Source organism: Micromonospora sp. GCM10011542, from assembly GCF_042650685.1.
Lineage (GTDB): Bacteria > Actinomycetota > Actinomycetes > Mycobacteriales > Micromonosporaceae > Micromonospora.
In genome coordinates, this window is the sequence record NZ_JBHSBO010000030.1 from 22,265 (window position 1) to 36,388 (window position 14,124).

The 14,124-nt window shown below is 69.2% G+C and carries 13 protein-coding genes and 2 pseudogenes; 12 read left to right on the forward strand and 3 right to left on the reverse strand.

Going from position 1 to position 14,124, the window contains the following annotated elements; translation table 11 throughout:
* Positions 1-51 precede the first annotated feature (51 nt).
* Positions 52-2,022 carry a potassium transporter Kup gene (locus tag ACFOW4_RS10455; RefSeq protein WP_377526607.1) on the reverse strand — a complete coding sequence of 657 codons (1,971 nt, stop codon included), beginning with the start codon at positions 2,020-2,022 and terminating at the stop codon, positions 52-54.
* Positions 2,023-2,442: 420 nt separating this feature from the next.
* On the opposite strand from ACFOW4_RS10455, the gene ACFOW4_RS10460 reads away from it, so the two are divergent.
* The 3 genes from ACFOW4_RS10460 to ACFOW4_RS10470 are packed head-to-tail and all read left to right on the forward strand — an operon-like array spanning position 2,443 to position 4,827.
* Complete coding sequence (locus ACFOW4_RS10460) at positions 2,443-3,267, forward strand: ABC transporter ATP-binding protein (RefSeq protein ID WP_377526608.1); 825 nt, start codon at positions 2,443-2,445, stop codon at positions 3,265-3,267.
* Positions 3,264-4,025: an ABC transporter permease gene (locus ACFOW4_RS10465; RefSeq protein ID WP_377526610.1), complete on the forward strand. Its 762-nt coding sequence runs from the start codon at positions 3,264-3,266 to the stop codon at positions 4,023-4,025. The genes ACFOW4_RS10460 and ACFOW4_RS10465 overlap by 4 nt, the downstream gene beginning before the upstream one ends.
* Before the next feature lie 31 nt (positions 4,026-4,056).
* Positions 4,057-4,827 (forward strand): MerR family transcriptional regulator, encoded by a 771-nt coding sequence (locus ACFOW4_RS10470; RefSeq protein WP_377526611.1) that lies wholly within the window; start codon positions 4,057-4,059, stop codon positions 4,825-4,827.
* Between the two features lie 203 nt (positions 4,828-5,030).
* On the opposite strand, the gene ACFOW4_RS10475 is transcribed toward ACFOW4_RS10470, so the two are convergent.
* Together ACFOW4_RS10475 and ACFOW4_RS10480 are read right to left on the reverse strand one after the other, a co-directional pair.
* Complete coding sequence (locus tag ACFOW4_RS10475) at positions 5,031-5,441, reverse strand: hypothetical protein (RefSeq protein WP_377526613.1); 411 nt, start codon at positions 5,439-5,441, stop codon at positions 5,031-5,033.
* A 44-nt stretch (positions 5,442-5,485) separates the two neighbouring features.
* On the reverse strand, positions 5,486-5,782 hold the full coding sequence (locus tag ACFOW4_RS10480) for a hypothetical protein (RefSeq protein WP_377526614.1): 297 nt from the start codon (positions 5,780-5,782) through the stop codon (positions 5,486-5,488).
* 195 nt (positions 5,783-5,977) lie between these two features.
* Between ACFOW4_RS10480 and ACFOW4_RS10485 the strand changes: the two genes are divergently transcribed.
* From ACFOW4_RS10485 to ACFOW4_RS10525, 9 genes and pseudogenes are all read left to right on the forward strand, one after another.
* A complete protein-coding gene (locus ACFOW4_RS10485; protein WP_377526616.1) occupies positions 5,978-6,412 on the forward strand; it encodes a hypothetical protein in 435 nt (144 codons plus the stop codon).
* Positions 6,413-6,453: 41 nt separating this feature from the next.
* Positions 6,454-6,706: pseudogene (locus tag ACFOW4_RS10490) on the forward strand (transposase); the annotation flags it as partial.
* Between the two features lie 271 nt (positions 6,707-6,977).
* A pseudogene (locus tag ACFOW4_RS10495) lies at positions 6,978-7,109 on the forward strand (winged helix-turn-helix domain-containing protein); the annotation flags it as partial.
* Positions 7,110-7,195: 86 nt separating this feature from the next.
* A complete protein-coding gene (locus ACFOW4_RS10500) occupies positions 7,196-7,990 on the forward strand; it encodes an ABC transporter ATP-binding protein (protein WP_377526617.1) in 795 nt (264 codons plus the stop codon).
* The gene (locus ACFOW4_RS10505; protein ID WP_377526619.1) at positions 7,987-8,748 is read left to right on the forward strand and encodes an ABC transporter permease; all 762 of its coding nucleotides are present in this window, start codon (positions 7,987-7,989) and stop codon (positions 8,746-8,748) included. The genes ACFOW4_RS10500 and ACFOW4_RS10505 overlap by 4 nt, the downstream gene beginning before the upstream one ends.
* 45 nt (positions 8,749-8,793) lie before the next feature.
* On the forward strand, positions 8,794-9,639 hold the full coding sequence (locus tag ACFOW4_RS10510) for a MerR family transcriptional regulator (protein ID WP_377526620.1): 846 nt from the start codon (positions 8,794-8,796) through the stop codon (positions 9,637-9,639).
* 343 nt (positions 9,640-9,982) lie between these two features.
* Entirely contained in the window at positions 9,983-11,443 is a 1,461-nt protein-coding gene (locus tag ACFOW4_RS10515; protein ID WP_377526622.1) for a protein kinase, read from the forward strand.
* Between the two features lie 151 nt (positions 11,444-11,594).
* Entirely contained in the window at positions 11,595-12,152 is a 558-nt protein-coding gene (locus tag ACFOW4_RS10520; protein ID WP_377526624.1) for a hypothetical protein, read from the forward strand.
* 517 nt (positions 12,153-12,669) lie between these two features.
* Complete coding sequence (locus ACFOW4_RS10525) at positions 12,670-13,455, forward strand: M23 family metallopeptidase (RefSeq protein ID WP_377526626.1); 786 nt, start codon at positions 12,670-12,672, stop codon at positions 13,453-13,455.
* Positions 13,456-14,124: the final 669 nt, after the last annotated feature.

A 14,124-nucleotide genomic window follows, 5' to 3' on the forward strand; every position in this document is an offset into this window, starting at 1 on the left:
GGATGACCTGTTGGTCGGGTGTTATTCGGAGGGCCGGTGCCGTGGCGGAGTTCAGACTGGGACTTCGGCGCTGAGGACGATGGTGAGTTCCTCCGGCAGGTGCAGGAACTCGGCGTGGCTGGCGGCGTTGTGGGCTAGGGCGATGAACAGCCGCTTACGCCAGGTGGCCATTCCCGGGCTCCGGGTGCAGCGCAGCGTGATCCGCGAGACGAAATAGGAGACCTGGTCGCAGTCGATTCCTTCGGCGAGGGGGTGGGTGGCGCAGCGGCGCAGGACCTCGGGGAAGTCGGTGGGGTCCTGGAAGCCGAAGACGGCGGTGATGTGGATGATGCCGTCGTCCGGGTCGCCGAGATCGTCGATGGTCAGGCGCTGATCCCACGGGATGTGGGGGACGTTTGCGGTGCTACCCGTGACAATGACGATCTTCTCGTGGCGTACGTGGTTGTGCGCGACGTTCGCCCGCAGCGCCAGGGGAGTGGTCTCCTTGTTCGGGTGGGGGAACACGGCGGTGCCCGGCACCCGCAGGGTGTTCGCGGCGTGCAGGCCGTCGATGAAGTCCCGCAGGGGGCCTTCGCGCTCGATGCGCCGGGCGGTGACCAGTTTGGCTCCGCGCCGCCAGGTCAGCAGGAGCGTGAACAGGACGATCGCGATGAGCAGCGTCAGCCAACCGCCGTGGGTGACCTTGGCGAGGTTCGCGGTGAAGAAGGTCAGCTCGAGGATGCCGAAGACGACCCCGAACAGCACCAGCCGCCGCGCGCTCCAGTGCCACTGGACCCGCGCGACGACGAGGAACAAGGTCGTGGTGATCAGGAACGTGCCGGTGACCGCCACCCCGTACGCGGCGGCGAGGTTCGTGGATGAGCCGAACGCAAACACCACCAGCAGGACTGCCGCGAACAGGGCCCAGTTCACCCCGGGCGCGTAGATCTGCCCGTACTGATGAGGCGAGGTCTGCCGGATGCGCAGGCGCGGCAGGAAGCCCAGCCGCATGGCCTCCCGGGACACCGAGAACGCCCCGGAGATCACCGACTGGGACGCGATGACGGTGGCCACGGTGGCCAGGACGACCATCGGCAGCTGCGCCCAGTCTGGTAGCAGCAGGAAGAACGGGTTCTCCCGACTGGCGGGTGAGCGGAGGATCAACGCGCCCTGGCCGAGGTAGTTGAGCGTCAGGGCGGGAAACACGATCGCGAACCAGGCCCGGCGGATCGGGGCGCGACCGAAGTGTCCCATGTCGGCGTAGAGCGCTTCGGCGCCGGTGATCGCCAGCACCACGGCGCCCATCGCGATGAACGCGACGACGGGGTGGTCCACGAAGAACAGGACCGCATAGCTGGGAGACAGTCCGGCCAGCACCCCCGGATGACGGATCACCTCGGCCGCGCCGGCGACGCCCAGACTGGCGAACCAGAGCAGCATGATCGGCCCGAACACCGACCCCACCCGTCCGGTGCCCCATCGCTGGATGGCGAACAGGAGGGTGAGGATCACCGCGGACACCGGGAGCACCACCACCGCCCACGCGGGGGAGATGACCTCAAGACCCTCCACCGCCGACAGCACCGAGATCGCCGGAGTGATCACACTGTCGCCGTAGAACAGCGCCGCCCCCAGAGCCCCGAGCGCCAGCACGGTGGCGGCGCGCCTCTCGCTGCTCTTGACCAGCACTCTGCCGGCAAGCGCGGCCAGGGCTATCACCCCGCCCTCGCCCTCGTTGTCGGCACGCAGGATGAAGATCACGTACTTGACCGACACGACCAGGATGATCGACCAGAACACCAGCGAGATCACCCCGAACACGTCCGGCGCGGTCGGCACCAGGCCACGGTCGAGGGTGAACACCGTCTTCAACGCGTACAGCGGGCTGGTCCCAATATCGCCATACACCACACCCAACGCGCCCAGCGTCAGGCCGAGCCCCGCCGTCCGACGACCCGCAGACGCTGCCCGGGACGCCGGTTCGCCACTCTTCGCCGGCCCCTGGTCCAGGCTGGGCTGTTCGTCGTCCGCTAGCTCCGCCACCCCACAGGCATACCAACCCACACGCAACCGCCTAGGCGGTATGTCGTAATCGCCCGCGACGGGCGCCGACCTGCCACACCAGCAGGGACAGCAACGCCGCCAAGGCTTCCGCTACGCCGATGGCGGCCTCACAGCAGAAGGTTCTACACCCGGACAGGCGGCACCAGCCGGAGCCAGCGGCAGCCGGCGTTGCGCGGGTTGCGCTCGAATGTCTGGTCGGCGGCAGGGCGAACGCCGCGCGGCGTGTACGGGCAACGCGGTCAGGGTGACGCGACGGTGTAGGCGTCCGGCCGCCCCGCACGCAGTGGCGGCCGGACAGCAGCGGTTCAGCTGCCAACCCGTGCGGTGACAGCGGCACACCGCTCGCGCTCCTGGCGGGGCTTGACCTTGACGCAGCGTCAACCCTGCATGCTGACGCCCATGTCCAACGATTCTCAGCAGAAAGCCGGGCCGGTGATCCAGGTCCAGGGCTTGGAGAAGTCATACAAGCAGCTGCACGTGTTGCGCGGTGTGGACTTCGACGTGACGCGGGGCAGCATCTTCGCCCTGCTCGGCTCGAACGGGGCGGGCAAGACCACGGTCGTGAGGATCCTGTCCACGCTGCTCAGGCCGGATGCGGGGACGGCCAAGGTCAACGGCGTCGACGTCGCTACGCACGCGGCGAGGGTGCGGGAGTCCGTCAGCCTGACGGGACAGTTCGCGGCCGTCGACGAGATCCTCAGCGGGCGGGAGAACCTGCTGCTGGTCGCCCGGTTGCGGCACCTACGGGATCCGGGCCGGATCGCGGACGACCTGTTGGCCCGCTTCGCGCTGACTGACGCGGCCACCCGGAAGGTGTCGACGTACTCGGGCGGCATGCGCCGCCGCCTCGACATCGCGATGAGCCTCATCGGGAACCCACCGGTGATCTTCCTCGACGAACCGACGACCGGACTCGACCCGCAGGCGCGCCTCGAGGTGTGGCAGGCCGTCAGGGAACTCGCCCGGCAGGGCACGACAGTGCTGCTCACCACGCAGTACCTCGACGAGGCCGAACAGCTCGCCGACCGGATCGCGATCCTGCACCATGGGCGCATCATCGCCAACGGAACTCTCGGCGAACTCAAGCAGCTGCTTCCGGCGGCCACGGTCGAGTACGTCGAGAAGCAGCCGACCCTCGAGGACGTCTTCCTCGCCATCGTCGGCGACGACGGCACAGCAGGCGTCCCCAGCCAGACGGCACAAGCAGTTAAGGACCCTCGATGAACAGGCACTTCTTCGGCGACACCGCCGTCCTGCTGGGGCGGTCCCTGCGCCACATCAGCCGCAGCCCGGACACCATCATCACCACCGCGATCATGCCAATCGCCTTCATGCTGCTGTTCGTCTACGTGCTCGGCGGCGCGATCCAGACCGGCTCGGACAGCTACGTCAACTACCTGCTGCCCGGCATCCTGCTCATCACCGTCGCCTCGGGCATCTCCTACACCGCGTACCGGCTCTTCCTGGACATGAAGAGCGGGATCTTCGAGCGGTTCCAATCCATGCCGGTCGCACGCTCGTCCGTGCTGTGGGCGCACGTGCTGACCTCGCTGGTCGCCAACCTCATCTCCCTGGTGGTGGTGGTGCTGGTCGCCCTGGCCATGGGCTTCCGTTCGGGCGCCGGCGCGCTGGCCTGGCTCGCGGTCGCCGGCATCGTGATGCTCTTCACGCTGGCCCTGACCTGGCTCGCCGTGATCCCGGGCCTCACCGCGAAGTCCGTGGACGGTGCGAGCGCATTTTCCTACCCGCTAATCTTCCTGCCGTTCATCAGCTCGGCCTTCGTCCCCACGCAGAGCATGCCCGGCCCGGTACGCGCCTTCGCCGAGAACCAGCCGGTGACCGCCATCGTCAACACGATCCGCGACCTGTTCGCCGAGCAGCAGGTCGCTGGCGACATATGGGTCGCCCTCGCCTGGTGCGCCGGCCTCCTCGTCGTCGCATACGGCGTAGCCATGAGCATCTACCGCCGCGTCGTCAGTTGACGATGGGTCTCCGTCGTGCAGGCATGAAGCCATGCTGACCATCGGACAGCTGGCCTCCTACGCCGGGGTGACCATCCGCGCGGTGCGCCACTACCACCAGATCGGGCTGCTGCGGGAGCCGGAGCGTGACGCCTCCGGCTACCGCAGCTACAACGCGGCGGCCGTCGTGCGACTCATCCGGATCCGGACCCTCGCCGAGGCCGGCGTCCCGCTGGCCCGCGTCAGCGAACTCCTCGACGCCGACCCGGCGACGTTCGCCGCCGCGACCACGGAGATCGACCGTCGGTTGCGTACGCAGATCCGCGAGCTGGAGGAGCACCGGCGACGTATCGCGCGGCTCGTCGGCGGCGACTCACTGGCTATCCCCGCGGAGGTGGTCGACTACCTCGACCGCCTTCGCGCCACCGGAGCGCCTCCTGCCCTCATTGAGGCCGAGCGCGACGCGTGGATCCTCATGGCAGCGCGGTGGCCGGAGGCGATCCCGGAACTCATGGTCGACAAGGTCGCCCAGCTGGCCAACCCGAAGGTCATCCGGCTCTACCAGCTCCTTGCTCGGATCTCGGACGACTGGAAGGACGACGACCTGCTACGCGAGACCGCCGACCTGATGAGCGAGCTGTTCGAACAGGCCGCCGCCAACGGGGAGCTCGACCTGCAGGACGAGTTCACGCCCGACGCGGCGTTCGTGCACCTGATGGACTCGTTCGCCAACGCCGCCCACCCGGCCGTCGCGCGGCTACGGGAGCTGGTCGCCGAGCGCGGTTGGACCGGATGGACCCGGATCGAAAGGCGCAAGCCCTGAGGCGCCCAGCCCTGCCCGGCACCCGCGGATCCAGGCACACCATCGCATGCATCGACGAGTCCTCGGAGTAGTCGTGGTAGGTCACCGAACCCGCCACCTTCCTGTCGAACCAAGCTGCCCGACCCCGGCTCGTCCGTGCTTTAGGCGGGACGAAGCTCCCGGTAGGGACAGCAGTCGACCAAGAACGACCCTGCTGCACTGCTCTAGCCCTGCGAGAAGCGCACCTGATCGATGATGGGCTCACAGGGACACGTCGAGGCGACTTCGTCTATCAGCCCGAAGATCCGGACGCTCAGGATGACGAGCAGCAGGACGCCGACCGCCATGCCGCCGAGCAGCCCCGCCGCCATCCTCGCGCGGTGCTGCAGTCGTAGCCGCCGGACCGTTACCGATATGACCACCGACGCGACCAGCGCCACGAGGTACGCCAGCGCGATTCCGGTCGCAAGCTGGTCTCCCGGATCGGCGCCGCCGGCGAGAATCCCGAGGCATCCGAAAGCGACGAGCGCGATGAGGTAGCCGAACAGCCCGAGCATGAAACCTGTGCCCCGCGCCTGGTCCCGAGGCAGCCTCTCCGCAGGAGCCGCAGGCTCGATCGCCTTGGTCGCGTCCACATCGTGAGGTTATGTGTCAGTCCGGGGTGGTCACGCTGGTGTGCTCAGGCAGCCGGTGATTCGGATGGCTCGGGTCTGCCTGTCGACCCGTAGCCGAACTCGACGATCCGGCGGGCGGAGGCGGTGTAGGCGTCCTGGCCGTCGGGCGCGAAGGTGCCGAGGCCATCGACGTACCGGTTGTACATGCTGAACGCGGCGGCGATCAGGACGGTGTCGTGGATCTCCACGTCGGTGGCGCCTTGGGCGCGAGCGTTGGCGACCATCTCGGTGGTGACGCTGCGCCCGTCGACCTGTACCGCGCCCGCGATGCGCAGCAGCGACAGCGGGTAATGGGTGAGCATTTGGCCCTACTCCCTGGTTTCCATCCGGGCCAGTCTCCGACCGACCGACGGGCGCCGCCGCGCTGTTGTCGACTCCCGACAAGCCTGCTGCGAGGCTCGGCGCCCGGGTTGTCCGTGACGCATCGGACAGGCGTCACGCAACCCAGCATCGCGGAGAATGAGTGCGCCCAACCAGCTGCCGTCAGGAGCCGCCGCATGGCCACCCCGCCCGCAACGTCCACACACGAACGACGGATAGTAGCCGTCGTCTCAGCCGTCCTCACCGCGGCGATCGCCGCCTGGTGCATGTTCTTCGTCGCCTACATTACGTGGAACATGCCTGAGCAAGTCCACGCCACGAACACGGGCACCCGCATCGCCTACATCGTCCTTTTCGCCGTCGCACCCAGCCTGACCGCCTGGCGGTGGGTGCGAACCCCCGCCGGGCGGAGGTGGGCGCAGAACTGGCCGCTGCTGGCCGTCGCCGCCCTCACCATCATCGCGTATACGCTTGCCTGCTACGACGACTTCACCGCCCGCAACACCCCTAGCCCGCTGTTCGGGGCGCTGTTCTACACCGGGCTCGCCCTGTGCGGGCCGCTCACGATCGCCGTGCATCTCAGCACCTACACGACGCGCCGCGATGGCTAGAGGACCGCACACCTACCAGCCGTTGCAGCCGGACCGGGTCTGTGGATCTAAAGAAGCGGCCTCGGCCGTCGGCTGAGGCGAAAGCCGCTGCCGAGCTGGTCCGGCGCGAAGGAACAGGGTCTGTCGCTGACCGGCCCGGATGGGCTGCTCAAGTAGCTGACCAAGACGGTCCTGGAGACCGCGCTCAACGAGGAGTTGACCGACCACTTCGGCTACGAGAAACACGGTGCGGCTGGTGCCGGGTCGGGCAACATCCGCAACGACACCAGGTCGAAGACGGTGCCGACCCGGACAAGGTCAGCGCTGCCGTCCTGGTCAACCGCTGCACCGCACTCACCGTCAACCTCACCCGGCTCAACGATCCGGAACAGGCCACCGCCCCGCGTTCAGGGGGTCAACTCACTCCGATCCAGGCGCTGACGCCACGGCGGGGGAGTGGCTGACCGTGGGCGGTCCGCGCAGGTTGGCGATCCCCCGACGTACAACTAACAGCCCGCGCCCGCCACCCAGACCAGCAGCAGATCGAAGCCGCCGTGCCCTACCCGAAAACCGATCCCCGATCCCGCCGGAATACCAGCACGAAACCAACTACCTGCGCCAGTACATGGCCCAGCTGCGGCGCAAGCTCGAAGACGACCCCGCCCGTCCCCGGCACCTGATCACCGAGCCGGGCATGGGTTACCGCTACCGGCCCTGACCAGTCGCGGTGACGCGTGGAGGCCGAATCGAATCTGCGGCGCGGGCTTGACCCTGACGCTGCGTCAGCCCTCCATGCTGGCTGCCATGAGTATTCCGGCAACACATCTGGCCCACGAGCCGGCCATCCACGTGCGGGGCCTGGAGAAGTCGTTCAGGGATCTGAAGGTGCTCCGTGGTGTAGATCTTGACGTGGGCCGGGGCAGCATCTTCGCCCTGCTCGGCTCGAACGGGGCGGGCAAGACCACGGTGGTGAAGATCCTGTCCACGCTGCTCACGGCCGACGCCGGGACAACCCGGGTCAACGGCTTCGACGTCGCGACGCAAGCCACCGACGTACGCGAGTCCATCAGCCTGACCGGGCAGTTCGCGGCGGTCGACGAGATCCTCACCGGGCGGGAGAACCTCGTCTTGGTCGCCCGGCTGAGGCATCTCAAGGACCCGGGCCTGATCGCGGACGACCTGCTGCGGCGCTTCTCGCTGACCGAGGCGGGCGCCCGGAGGGTGGCGACGTACTCCGGTGGCATGCGCCGCCGCCTGGACATCGCGATGAGTCTCATCGGCGATCCGCCGGTCATCTTCCTCGACGAGCCGACGACCGGGCTCGACCCGGAGGGGCGCCTCGAGGTGTGGCAGGCCGTCAAGGAATTCGCCGCGCAAGGCACAACGGTGCTGCTCACCACGCAGTACCTGGACGAGGCGGAACAGCTCGCCGACCGGATCGCCGTCCTCCACGAGGGCCGGATCATCGTGAACGGCACCCTGCACGAACTCAAGCAACTCCTGCCACCCGCCAAGGTCGAGTACGTCGAGAAGCAGCCGACCCTCGAGGACGTCTTCCTCACCGTCGTTGGCGCCCGAACCGAGAAGGAAAACCGATGAACAAGCACTTCCTCAGCGACACCACCGTCCTCCTGGGCCGATCGCTGCGCCACATCGCCCGCAGCCCGGACACCATCATCACGACCGCGATCATGCCGATCGCCTTCATGCTGCTCTTCGTCTACGTCTTCGGCGGCGCGATCGAGACCGGGTCCGACTCGTACGTGAACTACCTGCTGCCCGGCATCCTGATCATCACGATCGCGTCGGGCATCTCCTACACCGCCATTAGGCTCTTCCTGGACATCCAAGGCGGCATCTTCGAACGGTTCCAGTCCATGCCGATCGCACGCTCCGCCGTGCTGTGGGCGCACGTCCTGACATCGCTGGTCGCCAACCTGATCTCGCTCGTGGTCGTCCTCGGCGTCGCCCTGGCCATGGGCTTCCGCACGGGAGCGGGCGCACTGGGATGGCTCGCCGTCGCCGGCATCCTGGCCCTGTTCACCCTGGCGCTGACCTGGCTCGCCGTCCTCCCCGGCCTCACCGCGAAGTCGCTGGACGGCGCGAGCGCCTTCGCCTACCCGCTCATCTTCCTGCCGTTCGTCAGCTCGGCCTTCGTACCCACCGAGTCCATGCCCGGCCCGGTGCGCGCCTTCGCCGAACACCAGCCGGTAACCGCCATCGTCAACGGAATCCGAGCCCTGTTCACCCAGCAACCGGTCGGCACCGACATCTGGACCGCCCTCGCCTGGTGCGTCGGCATCCTCGTCGTCGCCTACCTGTTCGCCACCATCTCCTACCGGCGCAGGATCTTCTGAGCCGGTGCCGACCGGGTCCGGGCGAGTGAAGGCAGGATCTACCGCATGCTGACGATCGGGCAACTGGCCTCGTATGCCGGGGTCACCGTGCGAGCGGTGCGGCACTACCACCAGATCGGGCTGCTGCCCGAGCCCGAACGGGACGCCTCGGGCTACCGGCGGTACGGCGCCACGGCAGTCGTGTCCCTCATCAGGATCCGCACCCTCGCCGACGCCGGCGTACCGCTGTCGCAGATCAGCCGGATGCTCGAAGCCGACGCGGGAACCTTCGCCGAAGCGGTGCGGCGGATCGACCGAAATCTGTGCGATGAGATCGGACGGCTGGAGACCAGCCGCAAGCAGATCGCGCAACTCACCGCCGGGGACAGTCTGGCGCTTCCCCCGCAAGTGGCCGCGTACCTCGATCGGCTTCGGGACATCGGGGCGTCGAAGCGGATGGTGGAGGCCGAACGGGACGGGTGGATCCTGGTCGCCGCCCGCTGGCCCGAGCGCGTCATCGAGTGGATGCCGGCGAAACTCGCCCAGCTCGACGACCCGGACGTCGTTCGGCTCTATCGGGTCCTGTCAGAGATCTTCGACAGCGACACAGGCGGGGACACGCTGCTGGAGGAAGCCGCCGACATCATGGCCGCCCTGGCCGAGCAGGCCCACCGCTCCGGAGACCTCGTCGCCGACCAGGAAGCGCAAGACGATCTGCCGGACCTGCTGGACGCGCTGGCCATCGAAAAGGACCCGAGAACGGTGCGACTGCGGGACCTGATGCACGAGCGTGGCTGGTCCGGTTGGACCCGGATGGAACGGCTGGCGGAGCCGCCCGCCCGAGCGCCGACAGTCACATCGACGGCGTCGCAACCGCCGACGTCGCCGGACGGGCCGGCGGTCAGCGGGTGAGGTAGGCGGCCAGGCCGCCGAGTCCCTCACTGGCGATGAACACCGACCGTCCGTTGCGGATGGCTTCCTCGACGGAGCCTCACAGCCCCATGCCGCATCGCCTCACGAATCGGTGACCTTGATCCTGGCCGGTGCGATACACCCTTGGGCGCCGCCGCGCTGGCAGTGCTCGGACGCGGGCTGGCGGCCTGTGCGGCCGCGGCGGCGTGCATCCGTTCGGCGAGAGCCGCGGCGGCGGCGCGTACCACCAGCGCTGTACCCCCAACGCTGTCTGCACGCCGCGCTCTGCGCGGCGGCAGGGCGGTTGATCGACGGCGACACCGGGCGGGCAGACTGGACCACCATGTCGCCGTTCATGTCCACCCTCCGGTTGCACGATCGGTACGTCCTGCGCGAGCGCATCGGGCTCGGCGGGATGTCGGAGGTGTGGCGGGCCGACGACGAGGTGCTCGGCCGACCCGTCGCGGTCAAGGCACTCGCCGGACAGTTCGCCGTCGACCCGCAGCTACGGGCCGCCATCCAGCGCGAGGCCCGCGCGGCCGCCCGACTGACCCACCCGCACGTCACCCAGGTGTACGACTACGCCGAGGCGACCCTGCCCGGCGGCACGGTCGTGCCGTACCTGGTGATGGAGCTGGTTGACGGGCACAACCTGGCCGACCGACTCACCGGAGGCGGGCCGCTGGCCTGGCCGGAAGCGGTCCGGGTGGCCGGACAGGTGGCAGCGGCGCTGGCCGCCGCGCACCGGATCGGCGTGGTGCACCGCGACATCAAGCCGGGCAACGTCATGCTCACCGAGACCGGCGCCAAGGTGCTCGACTTCGGCATCGCCGCGCTCGCCGGCCCGCACCACCCGCTGGCCGGGCAGACCGGCGAGCTGCTCATGGGCACCCCCGCCTACTTCGCCCCGGAGCGGCTGGCCGCCGGCCCGCCCAACCCGGCCAGCGACGTCTACGCCCTCGGCGTGCTGCTCTACCGCACCCTCACCGGACTGGCCCCGGTGCCCGTGCAGACCTGGGAGGACGCGCTGAAGGCGCACGCCCAGCGCACCCCGGTGCCACCGCTGCGGATCCCCGGCCTGCCGACCGACATCGCCGAACTCACCCTCGCCTGCCTGGCCGCCGAACCGGCCCGCCGGCCCACGGCGGCGCAGCTCGCCAGCCGGTTCGGCGCCGGCCCACCGGCCGACCCACCCACCGCGATCCTGCCCACCCTGCCGGCCGGCCCGACCGCCGTCGCGCCGGCCCATTCGCCCACGCTGATCGACCGCCCCCCGATGGCACGGCCGCACCGACCGGGACTTCCAGCCGGCTCATCACGCCAGTCGAACCGACTACTCGGCACGCTCGTCGCGGCCGGCCTCGCCCTCGTCGTGGGTGTGGTCGGCGTACTCGCCCTCGGCGACAGATCGGACACTCCGCCCGCAGCAAGACCGTCCAGCGTCACACCCGCCGAGCAGCCGACGTCGGAAACGGCGCGCCCGCCTTCTGGGCCAGCTACCGCAGCGCCACGGGCTGAAGGGATCACTCCGGTCACCCTGCGGCAGCTGGCCGCCCAGCTGGTGGCGGAGATCGACAATGCGGAGCGCCGAGGCGATATCGACCCGAAGACGGCCGAGGAGTTGCGGGACAAGCTCACCGCGCTGGATCGGGGCAAGCCCAAGGACCGGGCCAAGCGGATCGGGGAGCTGAGCGAGCGGATTGGTGAGGCGGCCGAGCACAGCCGGATCAGCGCGGACACCGCGAACCGCCTGCAGGACCTGCTCGACGGGTATTCCCAGGAGCGCGGCGCAGACGACGACTGACAGTTGGTTGAGCACGCGGTGCATCTGGCAGGGGCCGAACGTGTGTCGGCCGGCTTACAGTGTGGACATGTGGGAGTCGATTGCTGCGCCGGTGGCGAGCCTGCTGACCGCCGTGGCTGCGGCTGCCCCGACGCCGCCACCGTCCCCTCAGGTGGACGCCGCGCCGGTGCTGACGTCGACACCGTTCGGTGCACTTCCCGGGCAACAGGTGACCCACACCGTCACGATCTCCGGTAGCGGCACCCTCACGGCGGCCCGGGTCACGTTCACCACGACAGTTGATCTCGACGGCATCACTGCCCGCGCCGAGCCAGGTCGGTGTGCGGCTGCCCCTCGTACGGTCGTCTGCGACCTCGGTGACCTGCGTCTGGGCGCCGCTGAAACTATCCCGCACATGACGATCACCGGACGTGTCCGCGCGGGTGCGGCGCCGGGCACACTGGTCCGCAACCTGGTCGCTGTCACCTCGGTGGAGATCCCCGCGACGAGCGCCCAAACCGCCAGCAACGCGTATCTGCTCCCGGGGTCGACACCGACCGATCGGCCACTGGGTCCGCCCGCCCTGGCGAGCGAGGTCACGCCGCCCGAGCGGTCGATGCGGGTGCCAGCCGTCGCGGCGGTGGTGGCCGCCGTGGTCGCGGCGGCTGCGCTACTGACGCGTCGGCGGCTGCGGCGGCGTCACGGCCCGCCGCCGCTCGACCGGCTGTAACGGACAGGCACCCGGTGCCGATGTAGCAGAGGAACCGGGACACGCCGGCGGGCAGGAGTGCATAATGGACCAGAAGTGGTGGAGGCAAGCCATGCTGGCGACCGTCGCCGGGGCGGCGGTGCTGATGATGACATCGTTCTGCCTGGACGCCGGGGCGGCGCCCGCCGCGGCACAGATCTCAACGCAGGGGCCACTGCCCCTGCCGACTCTGCCGGCTCTCCCGACCCTGCCGACTCTGCCGAACCCGTCGCTGTCGGTGTCGCTGCCACCGGTGAAACCGCCGAAGGTCACGCTGCCGCCCATCAAGCCGCCCACGGTGAAGCCGCCGCCTGTCCCGTCGGCCACTGCGTCGGCCGGACCGACGGCGCCGCCCGCGACCAGCCCGCCGACATCCCGCAAGCCACCGCAGGTGGGCGGCCTCCCGGCACCGAGCAGCGCGGGTCCGGTCGTAGGCCCCGGATCGGCCCCCGCGCTCATCGCTGGTGATCCCGGTGCCGACCTGTATCCGCAGCCGCCGGTGGACGCCGCCGTCACGCCGCAGGCCCGCCGAGTCGCCGCTCTCAGCGACGTCCAGCACCGGATCCAGTACCTGGAGAACATCCTCGCCCGGACCCGTGCAGACTTCAACAAAGTGCAACGCGGAACGGATCCGGTGCTGCAACTGCTGACCGCGCTGACCGCCGGCGGGGACGTGGACGCGGCCTCGCCCTTCGCCGTGGCGGACTCCGCGGACGTCGTGGACACCCCCACTGGCCGCGCCATCGCCCTGTCCGGCGCGATCACCTCCGGCCAGGCCGAACTCACCCTCCGGCGGCAGGAGGAGGCGCGGCTCCGGCAGGAGATCAAACGTCGCGTACCCACCGCGCCTGCCGCGGCGGCACCGGATCGCAGTGTCGCGAAGGTCGGTCGGGGCCGGCTTGGCCGTCCGCTGTCGGGCCGGCTCACCAGCCAGTTCGGCACCCGCTTCGATCCGTACTATAAAGTGTGGCAGTTGCACGCCGGTGTGGATATCGCCGCCCCGATCGGCACGCCGATCCGCGCGGCCGCCGACGGCCGCGTCTCACGGGCCGGCTGGTACGGCGGCTATGGCAACTACACCTGCATCGACCACGGGAACACGGATCGGCAGAGGATATCCACCTGCTACGGCCACCAGTCCAAACTGCTGGTGTCGCCCGGGGACCGGGTCCGCGCCGGCCAGGTGATCGGACTGGTCGGATCGACCGGCGCCTCCACCGGTCCCCACCTGCACTTCGAGGTACGTCTCGGCGGCCGCCCAGTCGACCCGCTGCCCTGGATTTAAGCCGCACCATCCCCCGGCGCGTGATGTCACGTCGCCGGCTGGGCCCAGGACCACCGAGGGAACCGCCGAGGGTCTGGCGCGGCGCCTGCCAAGCCAGTGCGCAAGCCTGACGAGCTGCACCTTCCCGACGAGCGCGAAGGCCGCCGCGTCTTCAGAAACACCGACTTGCCGACGAAGCCACCAGCACGGAGATCTCACCAACCGGCTGGGTGGGCTGTCGTCCGACCAGACCGTGTTGGACACCGAAGGACGCCGTCAACCCCTGCCGTGACTTCAAGGGTCATCGACCTCCTGTCTCACCTGGTTGCTACCTGACGTCACCGCGGCACGCCCTCGTCGGTAGGAACGGACGGGCTGGTCGTCGCCACCTCGCCAACCTCGCAGCCCACCGGGCCGGCCAAGTAGTCCCGCTGCTCAACTCTGAGGTCATTGCGTTTCATATGGCTGCTCGAATGCCGGGAACCTACGGATCAGAAGGTGCAGGTCCGAAACCCTTCGGGCGCGCAAGGTCATGCTGAGCAGGTACTGCCTGATGGTGGGGGATCCGGTCAGGCGGTAGGGCGATAGGTCGCGATGATCACGCCGGTCGTCGTCGGCACGGTCTCAACTAGTGCGGTGTCCACTAACGTTCACCGGGTTTGCGGTGGGTGTTGTGGATCCTCGCCGTGT